At 43.0% G+C, this 17,175-nt stretch carries 14 protein-coding genes; 8 read left to right on the top strand and 6 right to left on the bottom strand.

The genetic code is table 11. From position 1 onward, the window contains the following. Window positions 1-37: 37 nt before the first annotated feature. On the bottom strand, window positions 38-958 hold the full coding sequence (locus D8S93_RS01280) for a LysR family transcriptional regulator (protein WP_413743267.1): 921 nt from the start codon (window positions 956-958) through the stop codon (window positions 38-40). A gap of 112 nt (window positions 959-1,070) precedes the next feature. Here D8S93_RS01280 and chrA point away from each other — a divergent pair, with 112 nt between their 5' ends. After that, complete coding sequence (gene chrA / locus D8S93_RS01275; protein WP_152811677.1) at window positions 1,071-2,210, top strand: chromate efflux transporter; 1,140 nt, start codon at window positions 1,071-1,073, stop codon at window positions 2,208-2,210. Window positions 2,211-2,333: 123 nt separating this feature from the next. Here chrA and D8S93_RS01270 read toward each other — a convergent pair whose 3' ends face one another. Next, window positions 2,334-2,978, bottom strand: coding sequence for a helix-turn-helix transcriptional regulator (locus tag D8S93_RS01270; protein ID WP_152811675.1), 645 nt, complete (start codon window positions 2,976-2,978; stop codon window positions 2,334-2,336). Between the two features lie 568 nt (window positions 2,979-3,546). On the opposite strand from D8S93_RS01270, the gene D8S93_RS01265 reads away from it, so the two are divergent. Genes D8S93_RS01265 through D8S93_RS01250 form a run of 4 tightly spaced genes read left to right on the top strand, consistent with a single transcriptional unit; the run spans window position 3,547 to window position 6,124 of the window. Beyond that, window positions 3,547-4,476: a dentin sialophosphoprotein gene (locus D8S93_RS01265; RefSeq protein WP_152811674.1), complete on the top strand. Its 930-nt coding sequence runs from the start codon at window positions 3,547-3,549 to the stop codon at window positions 4,474-4,476. Window positions 4,477-4,496: 20 nt separating this feature from the next. Continuing rightward, the gene (locus tag D8S93_RS01260; RefSeq protein ID WP_005380167.1) at window positions 4,497-4,820 is read left to right on the top strand and encodes a hypothetical protein; all 324 of its coding nucleotides are present in this window, start codon (window positions 4,497-4,499) and stop codon (window positions 4,818-4,820) included. A gap of 5 nt (window positions 4,821-4,825) precedes the next feature. Then, the gene (locus tag D8S93_RS01255) at window positions 4,826-5,503 is read left to right on the top strand and encodes a C39 family peptidase (RefSeq protein ID WP_005380165.1); all 678 of its coding nucleotides are present in this window, start codon (window positions 4,826-4,828) and stop codon (window positions 5,501-5,503) included. A gap of 54 nt (window positions 5,504-5,557) precedes the next feature. Then, entirely contained in the window at window positions 5,558-6,124 is a 567-nt protein-coding gene (locus D8S93_RS01250) for a hypothetical protein (RefSeq protein WP_152811672.1), read from the top strand. Window positions 6,125-6,359: 235 nt separating this feature from the next. Here D8S93_RS01250 and D8S93_RS01245 read toward each other — a convergent pair whose 3' ends face one another. Further along, on the bottom strand, window positions 6,360-7,355 hold the full coding sequence (locus D8S93_RS01245; RefSeq protein ID WP_152811670.1) for a transporter: 996 nt from the start codon (window positions 7,353-7,355) through the stop codon (window positions 6,360-6,362). A 476-nt stretch (window positions 7,356-7,831) separates the two neighbouring features. Here D8S93_RS01245 and D8S93_RS01240 point away from each other — a divergent pair, with 476 nt between their 5' ends. Next, complete coding sequence (locus D8S93_RS01240; RefSeq protein WP_193621561.1) at window positions 7,832-9,523, top strand: AMP-binding protein; 1,692 nt, start codon at window positions 7,832-7,834, stop codon at window positions 9,521-9,523. A 68-nt stretch (window positions 9,524-9,591) separates the two neighbouring features. Here the strand turns inward: D8S93_RS01240 and D8S93_RS01235 are convergent, their stop codons facing one another. Further along, window positions 9,592-9,801, bottom strand: a complete 210-nt coding sequence (locus D8S93_RS01235) for a DUF1127 domain-containing protein (RefSeq protein ID WP_047008935.1) — start codon at window positions 9,799-9,801, stop codon at window positions 9,592-9,594. Between the two features lie 98 nt (window positions 9,802-9,899). Between D8S93_RS01235 and D8S93_RS01230 the strand changes: the two genes are divergently transcribed. Then, window positions 9,900-10,850 (top strand): LysR substrate-binding domain-containing protein, encoded by a 951-nt coding sequence (locus tag D8S93_RS01230; protein ID WP_065645470.1) that lies wholly within the window; start codon window positions 9,900-9,902, stop codon window positions 10,848-10,850. A 118-nt stretch (window positions 10,851-10,968) separates the two neighbouring features. On the opposite strand, the gene fusA is transcribed toward D8S93_RS01230, so the two are convergent. Continuing rightward, window positions 10,969-13,059 (bottom strand): elongation factor G, encoded by a 2,091-nt coding sequence (gene fusA, locus D8S93_RS01225; protein WP_152811666.1) that lies wholly within the window; start codon window positions 13,057-13,059, stop codon window positions 10,969-10,971. A 215-nt stretch (window positions 13,060-13,274) separates the two neighbouring features. Further along, on the bottom strand, window positions 13,275-14,654 hold the full coding sequence (radA, locus tag D8S93_RS01220; RefSeq protein WP_012841458.1) for a DNA repair protein RadA: 1,380 nt from the start codon (window positions 14,652-14,654) through the stop codon (window positions 13,275-13,277). A gap of 136 nt (window positions 14,655-14,790) precedes the next feature. Between radA and D8S93_RS01215 the strand changes: the two genes are divergently transcribed. Next, entirely contained in the window at window positions 14,791-17,139 is a 2,349-nt protein-coding gene (locus tag D8S93_RS01215; protein ID WP_152811664.1) for a PilZ domain-containing protein, read from the top strand. The last annotated feature ends 36 nt before the right edge of the window (window positions 17,140-17,175 follow it).

The raw sequence follows: 17,175 nt of genomic DNA, 5'->3' as shown, positions 1-17,175 counted from the left end.
CAATGACAAACATTCTGGGCACCCTTTGGTGCCCTTTTTATATGTGAGAGGTAATGGTCGAAGAAACTAATTCGCGTAGCCAAATCCCTTTATCTTCATTGTTTCGGCTGGAATGCCACAGCATGGCAATATCAAAATCCGCAACGGCGATCGGCGGCTTAACGGTAATGAGATCGTCCGAAAAGCCCTCCGCCAACGCCATTTTTTCTGGCACGATGGCAATGAGATCGCGCTTTTTCAATAGATGCCGAATAGTGAGAAAGTTGCGCGACGCCACGGTAACTTTACGGCTTAAGCCATGTTCTGCGAGCTTTTGGTCTACTTGTGTCTTTAAGCTCCCATCGGGACTTACCAGAGCTTGCTTTATGTTCGCGAACGCTTCTAGAGACAGCTGTGTTTCCCCTTGCAATACCTGTTTATCACACATACACACGTGTTTTTCCGTGTACAAGTACAAGCTCTCAAAGTTGTCATCCAACACTGGCATGCTGCCAATAATGACATCGAGCTTTTCGTGCTCAGTTAATGCCACGTAATTGCTACGATTGACGTTAATAAAACTGATCTGGGCCTCTGGTGCGCGCTGGCGTATTTCGTCATAAAGCCGAGGAGCAAAAATAAACTCGGCATAATCCGTTAACCCAATGCGACATACACCCGCGTAATTTTCAGGCTGGAAGGCAGACTTAGTGAGCAAGTCTTTGGCGATAGAGTCCAGCAAATGATGCACGGTTGGCGCGATGTGGTGAGCGTGCTCGGTGGGCTCCATCTTGTGCCCTTTTCGCTCAAAAAGCGGGTCATCAAACAACAACCTTAAACGAGACAAACTATGGCTCATCGCCGACTGGCTAACGTAACTTTTCTCTGCCGCGATGCTAACGCTTCGATGGCGATACAAGTAAGAAAACGTCACCAATAAGTTCAAGTCAATGTTGCGCCACTGAATGTCCTCTTTCACCTCAGCCCCCTTATCCCATTTCATTCATAAATGAAATTAAATTTATCAATTTGAGTCATTTTAGAGCATCCGATAAATTAGCAACAATGCTTTTTAGATAAACAGGCTCGACATGTTCACCATCTTCAAAACTTTTTTCTGGCTGGGTTGGTTCAGCTTCGGCGGCCCTGCGGCTCATATTGGTTATTTTCGCCAAACCTTTGTTGAGAAACTGAAATGGCTTGATGACAGCGAGTACGCACAAATCGTCGCGCTCAGTCAGTTTTTGCCGGGACCCGGCTCAAGCCAAGTCGGCTTTGCTTTAGGTTATAAACGCGGCGGTTTAGGTGGCGCATGCGCAGCATTTGTCGGATTCACGCTTCCTTCGGTGATCATCATGTTGGCGCTGGCGATGGTGAGCAGCCAAATCACCGACACCGCAGTGTTCCAAAACATCGTTCACGGTCTAAAACTGCTCGCTGTCGTCGTCGTGGCGGATGCGACTTGGGGCATGTACAAAAACTTCTGCCAAAGCAAACTGACCGCGGGTTTGTGCGTCGCGACTGCGATTGCGTTGCTGGTGGCACCAAGCATCATGACTCAAATGTTCGTGTTGCTCGCAGCAGGTTTTGTCGGCATGCGATATCTGAAGAAAGACTCCGCGCCATCAGCCGAGCCGTTTAAACCGTCTATCGTGCCATTGGCTCTATTTGCGGTGCTTTTACTCGGCTTGCCGTTAGTAGCTCATACGTTGCCTTTGCTTGGGCTGTTTAGTGATTTTTTCCAAGCTGGTAGCCTAGTGTTTGGTGGCGGTCATGTGGTGCTGCCGCTTCTGCAAAACATTGTTGGTGACCAGCTTAGCCAAGATGCATTTTTAACAGGCTACGCCGCTGCACAAGCTGTACCGGGGCCAATGTTCACCTTTGCGACTTTTATCGGCTATGAGCTTTCGGATACGCCAATTTTAGGCGCGCTGATCGCAACGCTTGGCGTATTCCTCCCAGGGTTTCTTTTACTGCTTGGCGTTCTTAAAAACTGGCAAGCACTGGCAGGCAAACCGCTGGTCTCCGGCGCCATCAACGGTGTAAATGCCTCGGTAGTAGGGTTGCTACTCGCGGCACTTTACCAGCCAGTATTTAGCAGCGCAGTTGTTGCTCCCATCGACATGGCGTTAGTGGTTGCGGGTTTCTATCTACACAAAAAGCTCAACCTTTCGGTACTATGGATGATCGTGTTTTTTGTGGCAGCAGGCCTTGTCACGGGCATGATGTAGCCTGCTGATACGCCAACTATTGAATCTAGATAAACCACGGGCACTCAAATACGAGTGCCCTTGCTTAGATTAGATAGTGAAAACGGAACAGACCCCGATAAAAAGAGCATCACAAATTATGACTTAACTTCTCTCGGTTAAGCCATTGTTCATTCTTACCAACTTAACCGCATCATGACGAGAATGGACATCGAGTTTTTTGTACAACTTGTATATATGGCTTTTCACTGTACTTTCAGACAAGAAAAGTCTTGAAGCAATTTGTTGATTTGAAATGCCGTACACAAGTAGCTCTAGAATCTGTTTTTCTCTGCATGTTAACTCATCATGCTGCTGTTCTTCGGACAAATTTGCATGCCGATAATTGAGGACTAACTTCTCTAGGTACATTCTTGGTAGCCACAACCCACCTTTCAGTACGTATTCCGCGCCATCACATATATGTGTCACTGATGCACTTCGGAGCAAAATTCCTTTTAACAACTTCCAGTGCAGTAAGTCCGTTTGTACTTTTTCACAAGGGACGTTGTGAAGCATAAAGGACCACCCAAATAGATCAAAATCTGGTAACTTTTCTTGTACTTCAAGCTGACGCATAAAATCGTAATCAATAAACATCAAATCGATACTGAGTGAGTGACTTCTGAACACCACTTCATCTGGTTGCATTATCTTTACATCGACATCATGAATGGAAGACAGCTGTTTTTTTATTAAGTTACTTTGTAAATTACTCTCGGCTAGCAGTATCAAGTGCTTCTTTTCCATAGTCCCACCACATTAACTTACCTGTTTCACCAACCCCCGTTAGAAAATTAATTAGGGATAGCAAAGAGAATTTATCTTCATTTTAAGTAGAAAATATAGCACTTCAGAATGATATCGCATTGCTTTTCAGCACCGAAAAAGGCTTAAAAAGTATGAACCTGTTATATTTTTATCCATACTTTTCAACCTGTGTTAGCATAAGGATATGATTTATAATATTAAATAATAAAGATAATAATTGGATAAAATACCATTTATAAAAAATGGATGACTGCTCCGCTCAGTGCGATAGAACGAACTACTTCTTTATATTGGCTTCATTTCATACTTGATGAGTACTTAAAGTAAATACAAAAAATAACATTCTGATTATGTTATTTTTTTCTTTAATACCTTAAAGAGACGCACCTAAATACTCCCTTTCAGCCAGAATTATTCTCAATAATGAGAACAGGTTTCACTAATCCTTTCTTATAATTTCATCGCTTCCCACAACATTTGAAGGAAGCAGCAAGAAGTTAAGTGCAGTCATTTTTAATCAGGAATAACAGGAAATGGAGTAATCGTTATGACTCTAAACAAAACAGGGCTTGCTTTAGCAATGTCAGCAATTTTATTTAGTGGCTCTCTAATCGCGAATGAGATCGATGATGGAGACGACAACATGCAATGGACTGACAGCGCTAATACTGCTATCGGTTTATCAGGCAGCTTTAACGACAACAGTGACAACAGTGCTTCATTGGGTGTGGGCGATAGCTTTAACGACAACAGTGACAACAGTGCTTCACTGGGTATCGGTGATAGCTTTAACGACAACAGCGATACTGACAACAGTGCAACTCTTGGCGTTGATGACAGCTTTAATGACAACAGCGACAGTTCAAACTCGAGCATGAACACAGCTCAAAGCCACAACGACAATAGTACGTCTAACGCTAACGACAACAGTACCAGTGCTGATCTTGATGTGAGCCTAAATAGTGATAGTAGTGATTCAAGTACTAACACAAATAGAAGCCACAACGACAACAGCGACTCTAGTACTACTGTAAGACGTAGCAACAATGACAACAGTGACTCTAGTATCAACAGTAGCTTTAACGATAACAGCGATAATCGTAATCAAAGCGACAACCGTAACCAGAGTGATAACCGTAGCTACGCTGATTCAAGCACAACAAACTCGAACAGCTTTAACGACAATAGTAACTATCAAAGTGACTCGAGCTCAACAAATGTTGATAGCTTCAATCAAGTCCATATGGATACAGATATGGTTGTTGCGAGCTCAAGCCTAATGGGTGGTGTTACAGGTGCATCAGTTATTTATGCAACTAACGCGGATGATACTCGAGTTCGAGTTGAAAACATGAACACCCTTGGTGGTCTTGGTGGTGCAGCTGGTATTACTACCGTTGGTCAGAATGCTGGTTCAAATTCACTTGTACAACAATCTGTTACAACTAATGCAAGTGTGTTTACTGGGGGTGAGTAACCGACTAGTAGGAGAAAGCGATGCGTTTGGCAATCTGTACTTTGAGTATGATAGTTGCCTGCACTGCACTCGCTGATGACATTGCATTATCTGGCGGAGAAGTTAGCTTGGATATCATGAATGAATCAAGAGGTGGACAAAATGTTGAACTCGACTTGGTTTATGCAGAATCAGATATCAATGGTATTTCGTCAGATAATGTCGCGTCAAACACCGTGAGTGGTAACAATATACTATCAAGTGGAGCGTTCGCAGACAGTTCGGGTATATCCAACGTAATTCAGAACAGCGGAAACAACGTTTTAATCCAGAACTCTACCGTCGTTAACCTGACACTCAAGTAAACAATATGAAAGTATTAAATAACTTAATTTGGCTGATGCTCGTTTATTCAGCATCAGCCATTTCATTAGAACTACTACCTTACCGAGCACATTACTCTGTTCCTGTTAAAAGCTACAAAGAAATAGTGTTTGGTGATGTTTTTCGCCAACAGTATGACTTCAGCTGTGGCTCTGCCGCCCTGGCTTCTCTTCTCACTTTTCATTATGCAACAGAGTCATCCGAACAAGATATCTTCAAAAGCATGTTTGAAAAAGGTGATAAAGAAAAAATCAAAGAGAAAGGTTTTTCTTTGTTGGATATGAAGTTTTACTTGGATTCCATAGGGTTACGTTCTGACGGCTTTCAAGTAGGACTGGAGAAAATTAAAGAAGTCGGCGTCCCTGGGATTACTCTCGTTAATTTCGATGGGTATATGCATTTTGTTGTAATCAGAGGTATAAACAATCACTCAGTTATTCTAGGAGACCCTTCTAGAGGAACCATGATAATGAAACTGGATGAGTTTGAAAAATATTACCAAGGAATTGTGTTACTGGTCCGTAACGAAGCGGAAATGGGACGGTCTAGCTTTATTACCAATGATAATTTCACTGTATATCAAAGATCACCACTAAAAACAGGTGTGTCTAGAGATTCGTTGGGGGTATTTAGCATTACTCTCCCAGTTTCCGGTGAAAATTAATATAACATTGTTTTAAATAACTTTAATAATTTAATTACCTGAAAGGCCAGCATTATGAACTACAATAAATTTTTGTTAATTCTTTGTATGTTAATACCTCATTTTAATGTGGATGCTAAAGATGTTGGTCTACAAAAACTTACTCCTCTTTCAAATTCATCTCTAGAAGAATATCGAGGTGGTTTCCAAGTTACGGATGAGTATATTATTAATATTGGATTAAGCATTACTACGACTATAAATGGCGATGATATATTGAACACAAACATTGCCAACTTAGTAATTGAAAATGGCAATTTAAAAAACATTAGCGCAAATAGTGAAAATCAAAGTGGAGATGTTTTCAACCAGGGTATTGTTAACATCATACAATTTGGTGAAGGAAATATTATTGGAGATGATTCTATAGATTCCCCTCAAATGCCTTCGTCTCAAAATCCTAATATAATAAGTTCAGACTTTATAAACTCAAGCATTATCAATATTATTCAAAACACGAAAGATAACAGTATTATTGGACTTAGCACGCTCGTAGACATTGATGCTCAAGTAAATGGGGTAATACGGGAAATAAAAGCAAACCAACAATTAGAAGACGCCTTATTGAATCACCTTCAATGAGCATTTCCATTTTTATCCGATTTTTATCCGAAAAGTTATCACGTTAAGCTTCTTTGATATTAGCAACGACTGATATCTATAATCACCGACTAAAAGAAAGGTCGAAATATCAATCGGCCACCATCATTTTTAGAGTATATATCTACTTTATCCAATATAATCCAATTAATTTATAATGCGAACACTAGATGCTAACGGTAGATTAGGCCCAAAAATCAAGGGCCTAATACCCATTTTACAAATTAAAAGGTACTCGTACTGTTAATTGAAAGTCGGGAGTATCTTCTGTAAGACCGGCTTGAGCACTAACATTGATAGATGAGCGTTCACTAAACGCATAGTTTATGCCAAAAGTTAATGCATCTAATTGAAGCAACTTAGCATCATCTGCCGATCTGCCATTTACTTTGCTTTTTAAAATAGTTTTATGGCTAAGTCCTAAAGAGAATGAAAGATCAGGATTCACCGCAAACCCCATTCCTCCTGAAAGAGAAATAGTGTCTCCAAGTTCAACATCAGCTTTTGTATCGCCAACTGTAACAGTATCCTCTAAGTTATAAATGTAACTTAGACTAGCGAACAAGACCGCTGGATCAACAGGGTGAATAAGAGATAAATTAGGCTCAAAACTCCAAAAACCCGAGCCAGTAGGGACATCACTAAATGAGTTGCTTCCATCTTCAATAGAAACATCATAAGGCGATCGTCCTGTATCCGACTTGACTCTAAGGCCACCTACCCAGTATGGCGCAGACTCAAAGTTAAACTGGTGCCTCAATGCGAACTCTACATCACCAAGCCCTCCGCCATCCACCGTGGTGTTTACTACTTCACTGTTTGAACCATCCTGAATGGGGCGCGTAGAAACTTGGTCATTACGATACACATATGGCACTCTAACTTCTAACTCTGTGGCGTTTGTTAAACCGTACCGAGCAGTTAATCCAACGGTTACGGTAGTCCTATCCGAATCACTCACTTCAATTCGCCCAACAATCAGAGTTGGTAAGACTGTATACCCAACAACAGATACTTTGTTTGAAGAGTTTTGTGTATAGCTTAAAGACGAATCAAATGACCATTTACCTTTAGGTGTGAGAACGCCTGGGCGCTCAATAACATCACCAACCGTTTGGGCGCGCTGAGGAATATCATCTCCTTCAGCACCATATGCATTCCCCGTAATGAATAAACTACAAAGATAGGTACCCAGTAAAGTCTTCCGTAACATCACATCTTTCCTTTTGCTGATGATCGTACCCAAGTAATCTCAGGCAATAGCTTGAGGTGAAGCTCCTAACTTTCCAAAGTAAGATTAGTATAGTTACTTCAAAACCACGACATACCTTTAAGTTTGGCGCTTTGAAGAAATTAGGAGACATTTATACTTATCTTCAACACTAAGCCACTAGTTAATAAATAATTAGGATAGATTCTATGTTTTCGCAATATTATTAATAAAATAAATTGCTTACCTGTGCTCTTAGTATGAAGTCGATATGACATAACAGCTGAAAAGCCAGTTCTCTTTTGCGTAGCATCAATCACATTGCTTTTTAGATCGAGTCGCTCCGACTTCAACCATAACTAACGCTATCTTCCCCACATATTTCATCAAAATGCATTCCCGTGTCGCGATTTAACATGCTAAAGTTAACAATGCGTTAACAATTATAAATACAATGAGAAGACATGGAGTCACTTAAAATGAATCAGCCGAATCTAAATAGCGCTGCTGGTTGCGCTCTCCCACCACCAAATGAAATGATCCTCAAATGGGCTCAAGAGCGTCCAAATGAGGTCTATCTAAAACAAATTATTAACCGAAAATTTGTTGAATACACGTTCGCTGATGTTGCCGATCAAGCCTTAAAACTCGTCAGTGCACTAAGCAACCTCGGAGTACAGCCTGGCGACAAAGTCGCGTTAGTATCTAAAAACTGTGCAGAATGGTTTATTTGCGATCTTGCTATGATGCTTGGTGACTATGTCAGTGTGCCAATCTTTCCTACCGCCGGTGCAGACACCATCGAATACTGTGTGACTCATAGTGAAAGTAAAGCGATCATTGGCGGAAAACTCGATGATCCCAAAGCAACTCAGCAAGTCATTGATGCTATGCCTGAACTCATTAGTATCGCTCTACCTTATGACACGGCACCAAAGTGTAAGCACGAATACCAAGCGCTCATTGCTGATGCAGTGCCAAGTGAAGAGCGTCCGCAGCATTACGATGACAAGCTAATGTCGTTGGTGTATACCTCAGGCACATCAGGGTTACCGAAAGGCGCGATGCTAACTTACGGCGCATTCAGTTGGTCTGTTCAGCAACTGATCAATCATATTGGTATCCAAGAAAACGACCGATTGTTCTCTTATTTACCGCTCGCTCATATTACAGAGCGTGTTTATATCTTCGGTTCATCGATTATGGGTGGCGTGCCAACAGCATTTCCAGAGTCACTGGACACTTTTATCGAAGATGTGAAGATGCACCGACCAACTCTGTTTATCTCCGTCCCACGATTATGGACGCTATTCCAGCAACGTATTCAAGACAAACTTCCACAGAAGAAGCTCAATATTCTGTTGAAAATACCATTCGTCAATTCTTTGATAAAGAAAAAGCTAGCAGATGGTCTAGGTTTAGATCAGGCTCGAGTATTAGGCTGTGGCTCCGCACCTGTATCACCAGCACTATTGGAATGGTACCACTCAGTGGGCCTTGATATCACAGAGGCTTGGGGGATGACAGAATCATTTGCTTACAGCACATTAAACTACCCATTTAGAGCTGACAAAATCGGTAGTGTCGGTAATGCAGGGCCAGGCATCGAGTTAAAAATCGCAGCTGATGATGAAATTATGGTGCGTGGCAAAGGGCTATTTTCTGGCTACTATAAAAATGACATTGCCACCCAAGAGTCTTTTGATTCAGAGGGCTGGCTACACACAGGTGATATCGGCGCTATCGATTCAGATGGTTATCTAACGATTCAAGGCCGTAAAAAAGATAACTTCAAAACCGCCAAAGGTAAGTTTGTCTCTCCAGTTCCTATCGAGAAAAAACTTTTCGAATACAGTCGCGTAGAGATGATGTGCCTCATCGGTTTAGGGCTACCAGCCCCGATTCTTTTGGTTGTGCCACATGATTTCCCTAACTTTGATCGAGAGCGGTACGCACGAACCACCCGCAAAGTCATTGCAAAAATGAATCAAGAACTCGCCTCTCATGAGCAAATCAAAGGCGTATTAATGATTAAAGAGCCTTGGAGCATTGAAAATGGCGTATTGACGCCAACACTCAAAATTAAACGTCATGTGCTTGAGCAAAAGTATCATGAAATTGGTCACAACTGGCCGAAAGGTGAATTGGTTGTGTGGGAAGAAGACTTATAGCCTTGTTTGCACTCCTCAATATCATTGGGGAGTGCAGTTTAATTCTGAGCTTGAATCAAACTCATAAACTACTCTCTCCAAAAAGGCTTCCTCACTTCACTATTAATCTCCTTTTCATCTAATCCAATATCGTCCCAAAGATGCTCTGGTAACTCTCTCAAGTGACGACGTGTCTTGTAGTTTCTTCTCCAACTAGCAAGTTTAGAATAAATTAACTGTAATCCGGTCTGATGGTCAGCTGATAAAGTGCGCTCACAAGTGTGTGTCATGTTTTCCATGTAACCAACTCCTATAACAATGTTGACCACTTAATAATTAGCGACTAGGCTGATATCCTCAAACGATAGAATCTGCCATTGAGTTAAGGAAAACTAATGTGAAAGATCGAATGCCTCCTTTACAGGGCTTGTATTACTTCTTCGTTGCAGCAAAGGAAGGAAGCTTTAAAACAGCGGCAAAAGAATTGTTTGTTACGCCAGCTGCCATTAGTCAGCAAATTCGTCATCTTGAAGAGTTTTTAGGAACGGACTTATTTGTTCGCCAGCACAGAAAAATCGTGCTCACACCTGAGGGAGAGCTGCTGTTTACTCAGGCTGAAAGAGGGTTTGCTCATTTGCAGCAAGGGGTTAGATTGGTTAATCAAGATCCTAATCCTAACCACCTTTCGATATCAACACTCCCCTCTTTCGCTCACCATTGGTTAGTCCCGAAAATTACGGCTTTTCGTCAGCGTCACCCTGATATCGCCTTACTATTAGAACCAACCAATGATTTGGTGTCTTTTCAAGATAGTCAGATCGATTTGTGTGTCCGTTACGGTTTAGGAAAATACCCTAATTTAGAATCACAATGGCTAATGGATGAAGCTTTTTATCCTGCCTGTCACCCGGTATATCAGAAAGAGCACGGCATCTATCGCATTGAAGATTTAAGCAAAGCAGAGCTCATCGAAGACGTTTGGCCAGATCTGGACTGGAACATGTGGTTAGCGAGACTTGGTCATTCAGCGGCAAAGCCTGCTTTAAAATACAGTGGCTCACACTTAGTGTTAGAAGCGGCGTTATCACTACAAGGCGTAGCGCTCGTCAAACACAGTTTAGCTCATCAATATTTCCGTTCAGGCAAACTGGTCCGAATTGGTGATATAGCCATTAAACCCAAATTTGCGTATTACCTGTGCGCTCCAAAAGGCTACTTAAAGCGACCTAAAGCCCAATTGTTTGCACAATGGTTGAGAGAAGAAATAGAAACATTTGAAAAGTCAGTGATACCAGATTTTAAAACCATCGACCTCAATGTTAGTAATACTGGCTCAGCTTCAGAATAGTCGGTAAACAACACCAAAGACGTATATCAGCGAAACAAAAACGCGCTGTGTATAAGCGGTTAGATACAAAAAGCCCCGCACTAGGCGGGGCTTTCAAGTTATAGAGTTAACTTAAGAATTACTTCTTAGCGTTACGCTCTTTAACGTCAGCAATTACTTGCTCAGCAACGTTTGCTGGACATGGTGCGTAGTGTGAGAACTCCATAGAGAACTGACCACGACCAGAAGTCATAGTACGTAGAGTACCGATGTAACCAAACATTTCTGATAGAGGTACATCACCCTTGATACGTACGCCAGTAGACGCAGCTTGTTGGTCTTTGATCATACCACGACGACGGTTAAGGTCACCGATTACGTCACCAACGTGATCTTCTGGAGTGAACACGTCAACTTTCATGATTGGTTCAAGAAGTTGCGCGCCAGCTTTAGGCATAGACTGACGGAATGCGCCTTTAGCAGCGATTTCGTAAGCGATAGCTGAAGAGTCAACTGCGTGGAAACCACCGTCGAATAGTTCAACTTCAACGTCTAGAGTTGGGAAGCCAGCTAGAACACCGTGCTCCATCATTGACTCAAAGCCTTTCTCAACTGCAGGCCAGAATTCTTTAGGTACGTTACCACCAACAACTGTTGATTTGAACGTGAAGCCAGAGTTTGGCTCACCTGGTTTGATACGGTAATCGATCTTACCGAACTGACCAGAACCACCAGACTGTTTCTTGTGCGTGTAGCTATCTTCGATTGCTTGAGTGATAGTTTCACGGTAAGCAACCTGTGGAGCACCTACTTCTAGCTCAACGCCGTAAGTACGCTTAAGGATATCTACCTTGATGTCTAGGTGAAGTTCACCCATACCTTTCAGGATAGTTTCGCCTGAATCTTCATCAGTCTCAACTTGGAATGATGGATCTTCTGCAACCATTTTACCGATCGCGATACCCATCTTCTCGCTGCCGCCTTTATCTTTAGGCTTAACTGCGATAGAGATTACTGGATCTGGGAAGATCATTGGCTCAAGAGTACATTCGTGCTTAGGATCACATAGAGTGTGACCAGTTTGAACGTTCTTCATACCAACTACAGCGATGATGTCACCAGCTTGTGCTGAATCGATCTCGTTACGCTCGTCTGCGTGCATCTCAACCATACGGCCGATACGCTCTGTTTTACCAGTTGCAGAGTTAAGTACTGTGTCACCTTTCTTCATCTTACCAGAGTAGATGCGGATAAAGGTTAGAGCACCAAAACGGTCGTCCATGATCTTAAATGCAAGCGCACGTAGTGGCTCGTCTGCAGATACAGTCGCAACTTCACCAGTTGGCTCACCAGTCTCTGAATCAGTTAGAGGCTGTGGATCAACTTCTGTTGGAGATGGTAGGTAATCAATTACCGCGTCAAGAATAAGTTGGATACCTTTGTTCTTGTACGCTGAACCACAGTAAGTTGGGAAGAATGCTAGATCACGAGTACCTTTACGGATACAACGTTTGATGTCTTCTAGAGATGGCTCTTCGCCTTCTTCTAGGTAAGCCATCATTAGATCTTCGTCTTGCTCTAGAGCAGTTTCGATTAGCATTTCACGGTATTCAGCAGCTTTTTCTACCATGTCTGCTGGAATATCTTGAACTTCGTAGTTCTCTGGCTGGCCAGAATCGTCCCATACGTAAGCTTGTTGACTTAGTACGTCTACAACACCTACGAAATCTTCTTCGATACCGATAGGTAGAGTCATAACTAGAGGTGTAGCACCTAGTACGTTTTGTACTTGATCTACAACTTTGTAGAAATCTGCGCCCATACGGTCTAGTTTGTTAACGAAGATCAGACGTGATACGTGTGATTCGTCAGCGTAACGCCAGTTAGTTTCTGACTGAGGCTCAACACCACCAGAACCACAGAATACACCGATACCACCGTCAAGTACTTTTAGAGAACGGTAAACTTCGATAGTGAAGTCAACGTGTCCAGGAGTATCGATGATGTTTAGACGGTGATCGTTCCAGAAACAAGTTGTTGCTGCAGACTGGATTGTGATACCACGTTCAGCTTCCTGCTCCATGAAGTCAGTTGTAGTTGAACCGTCGTGTGTATCACCGATCTTATGGATCTTACCAGTTAGCTTTAGGATACGCTCTGTAGAGGTAGTTTTACCCGCGTCTACGTGAGCAAAAATACCAATGTTTCTGTATTTTGATAAATCAGTCATTGTCTTACTCTGTTAATAAGGTATAAAGTGCGCGCAGAGTATATCACATTCTGTCAATACTGATACCCTTGCGTGCGGATGGAAGAAAAAAAATTTTAACGTGAAATTTCCGTCCCCAAAGCATAGTCAAACACAGCAATTTATGTACTTTATTCGCATTTTATTGAGGACGGATAGAACAGTTTGTGATTACACAAATACCATTCTTATGAGCATTACAGCTCGTCAAAAGCCTCTATGGCTTCCGACAATTTCTTAACGCCGTGAATTTGCATGCCAGGAATGCCGCCTTTCGGCATGTTGGCTGCAGGCACAATGGCTTTCTTGAAACCATGTTTGAACGCTTCATTCAAACGTTCTTGCCCACTTGGCACAGGACGGATTTCGCCTGCAAGCCCGACCTCACCAAAAATAACCACATCTTTGGGTAGTGGACGGTCACGAAAACTCGATAAAAGCGCCATAACTAACGCAAGATCGGCACTCGTCTCCGTCACCTTAACACCGCCAACCACATTAACAAAGACATCTTGGTCTGCCATTTGTAAGCCACCATGCTTATGCAACACAGCGAGCAAAAGTGATAAACGGTTCTGCTCCAAACCGACCGCAACACGGCGAGGGTTTGCCAATTGGGAGTAATCCACCAACGCTTGAATCTCTACTAATAGAGGACGCGTACCTTCCCAAACCACCATAACAGAAGAACCTGATGTTTCTTCTTCACCACGAGAAAGGAAAATCGCGGATGGGTTACTCACTTCTTTCAACCCTTGGCCTGTCATTGCAAAAACACCGAGCTCATTCACAGCGCCAAAGCGGTTTTTATGACTACGCAATGTGCGAAAGCGGCTATCAGTACCACCATCAAGCAGCACTGAACAGTCTATAATGTGCTCAAGAACTTTAGGGCCCGCAAGGGTACCATCTTTTGTTACGTGACCAACAATAAATACCGCGACGTTATTCTGTTTTGCGTATCGTGTCAGAGCTGTCGCAGATTCACGTACTTGAGCAACACTGCCCGGTGACGATTGAACATCTGAAACGTGCATTACCTGAATCGAGTCAATCACCATAATGCGAGGTTGCTCTTTTTCGGCGATTTGGCAAATTTTGTCGACGTTCGTTTCCGATAGCATTTTTAAATGATCTTTCGGCAACCCTAGTCGAGAAGCACGCATCGCCACCTGCTGCAACGATTCTTCACCTGTTACATAGAGCGTTGGCATTTGCGCAGACAAACTACACATGGTTTGCAGCAGCAAGGTGGATTTACCCGCGCCAGGGTTACCACCAATCAAAATAGCGGCGCCGGGTACAACGCCCCCACCTAATACGCGGTCAAGTTCTTTAAACCCGCTGGTGAAGCGTGGCACTTCCTGCAGATCAATTTCAGATAACGTTTGAACTGTAGCTTCTGTTGCGGAGCCCGCGTAGCCGGATAAACGTTCATTACGAGCAACCGTTGGCGATGCAGCGATACGGACTTCTGTTATCGTATTCCACGAACCACATGCGTTACACTGCCCCTGCCAACGGGGAAAATCCGCGCCACAATCATTACAAACATACGCTCGTTTTGCTTTCGCCATGATGCCTCGATTTTTTCTACAAATGTGACTAAGCACAGCCAAGTCAGACCTTAACTGAAATGAACTATTGATATACTTAAGTTTTACTTCGCTTAGCCGATACAATTTAAAGTAACGACATACTCTAACAGAAATAATGCAGCAATCTGAAATTCTCTCGATCGCAGAACGACTCATTCCCGTTTACGGTTCGGATGACTTTGACTTTGTCCTTGGCCAATTGACCGAGGAAGAGCCGCCTTCGGCCAAAATCTTAGTGAAAATGGAACTTAACCGCTTGATGGCTCCGTGCAAAAAAAGCATCGATTTGCGCGGTCGCGTCCAAGGTGAATGTCGCGAGTATATTTTGGATGGTATTTCACATTGGTTAGATGACGTTGCTTTCAACGCTTACCATAAAAACATCAAAAAGTTTGGCGGCTACACTGAGGGAATGTGGGAAGCTTTGGTCAACACACGGAATAACTTTCGCGTAATGAGCAAACGTCTTACTCAACAAAAAACGCAATCGTTAACGGATCCTAAAAGCCCTTTCTTAGCGGAGCCTGTTCACCTCGGCTATGACTTAAAGCGCCAAGAAAAGCGCTTGAAAGTCCAATCTCAAGTCGAGATTTGCCGATCTAAAGGGCAACTTCTGCATGGGTTAAGCATTGACTTATCCTGCTCTGGCGCAAAGTTCAAAGTCCCAAGTGCGTTTAAATATAACCTTGGGGAGATTATTCAGGTCACGTTTACTGAATTTGCCAGCAAATCTCAGGTTGCCGGAATAGAGAAACCGCTGGCGTACCGCATACTTGCGGTTGATGACTGTTACGAGAATGACTCAGTTCGATACCTCAGAACCATACGTTTAACTGAAACCAATGTCGTTACTCGAGTGATCGATGAAGCGCTCAACAGCGCAGCGAAAAGAGCTCGTCACGATAATCAAGATAAGATCATTCGAGCTCGAACTCGTGGTTATGAGCACATCGCGCTTAAGCACACCAGCAGCTTACCTCTATTCTTTGATGGCAGTGAGCTGAAACTCGCTATGTTGACGCCAAACAATCAAAAGCTTTGGCAGTACTGGCATGATGAAAGGAACCAGCAAATGTTTGGATCCTTATTTAATGAGAAGCGAGTCGCGTCACTCATTAAACCTGGCGTTAAAGGCACCACAAACGTCCTTTATTCATTTACTCACGAGCACGAAAACCGAACCTATTTCTATTCGATGCTTCGTCCTGAGGCCACTCGTGAACAACGCCAGCTATTTTGGCATTTAGGTGCTAAACGTGAAAGTTGGCGCGCGTTTAGAATTTCGATATTTGAACTGTCAGAGCAAGAACAGGAAGACTTAGCCGCTTTCTCTCCGGAGTTGGCTGAAACGTCCCAATCATTGACTCATATTGGCATCTTGCAAGAAATTGCTGATGAAAAATCAGGGCAGGATTATCTGCTCACTGAAAAGCCGCGCTTACCCGCGAATACGTTAAATGCATTTCGCCATCCGAGAAGAATTATAGGCAACCCGAAAGGCATTTATTTTGATGCCAAGTCTCGTCGTAAAGAGCCACGTTACCGATTTAAGACCCCAATAGAACTACGTTCTGGGCCCGTCACAGCGATCGGCAGCACCGTCGATATTTCAAAGCGAGGGCTCGGCATTAAACTGGACGAACCTACTATGTTGCGCTCTGGGCAAGAGGTTCAGATCAACTTCCGAGAGTTACAGCTCTACGACAAAAAGCTGCCTTTAACGTCGGTGCCATACCGGGTAATTCGTGTTAGCCCAGATGGCTGTAGCGTACAGCTAGTTATTGATGAAAGCAGCCACACCATTAAAGTGATCGCCTTTTTCAACAGCATTATCGAGCACAATCAAGATAAGTTGATCCCGCAAAAAGAAATGCTACCGAGTAATGCGTTACTTGAAAGACTGCACAGCATGTTGCTCTCTCGAACTCTGAGCACACCCATTTTTATCAGTAAAACTGCGTCGTCTTCAATCAAAACCCCCGTTATTGGGGTGAATTTGCCGCTACCTAAGCACATTGAGCTTTTTGCCCGCCTTGGGCACGATCAATTGTTGTCACTTGAACCTATCTTTAAAGGTCGAACAAGCACATTAATCGCAGAGCCGATAAAGCGTGTAGAGGGAGCTCAAGCAAGGCATCAGGATATCTACATTAGCGCAGCCAAAGTCGGCAATAAAATTACAGGCATTGAGTCTAAGCTTCATCAAGAGTTCAATAGCGTAAAAGAACGGATTCAATTTATAAAGAAAGCGCGAATGATGGGGGACTTCTACGTGATTCGCTTATCTACAGCCCCAATTTTCGATCCGATGACATCGTTGCTGCAACAAGATTTAAGTGACTTAACCCAATTTGGTGTACATCAAGCGAGCAAATTAGAAAAGGAGCTGACCGCTTTGGTCGGTTACAGTGAGTTTGAAGACATTACGGAAGAAGTTGTAATTAGATTGGAGTTGACCGAGTAAATTTAAAGCCATACCAAGTCAACGAAAAACACCGCC

This window comes from Vibrio sp. VGrn 2, assembly GCF_009361695.1.
In the GTDB taxonomy this organism is placed as follows: domain Bacteria; phylum Pseudomonadota; class Gammaproteobacteria; order Enterobacterales; family Vibrionaceae; genus Vibrio; species Vibrio diabolicus.
This window is presented reverse-complemented; position numbering and strand designations above follow the sequence as displayed.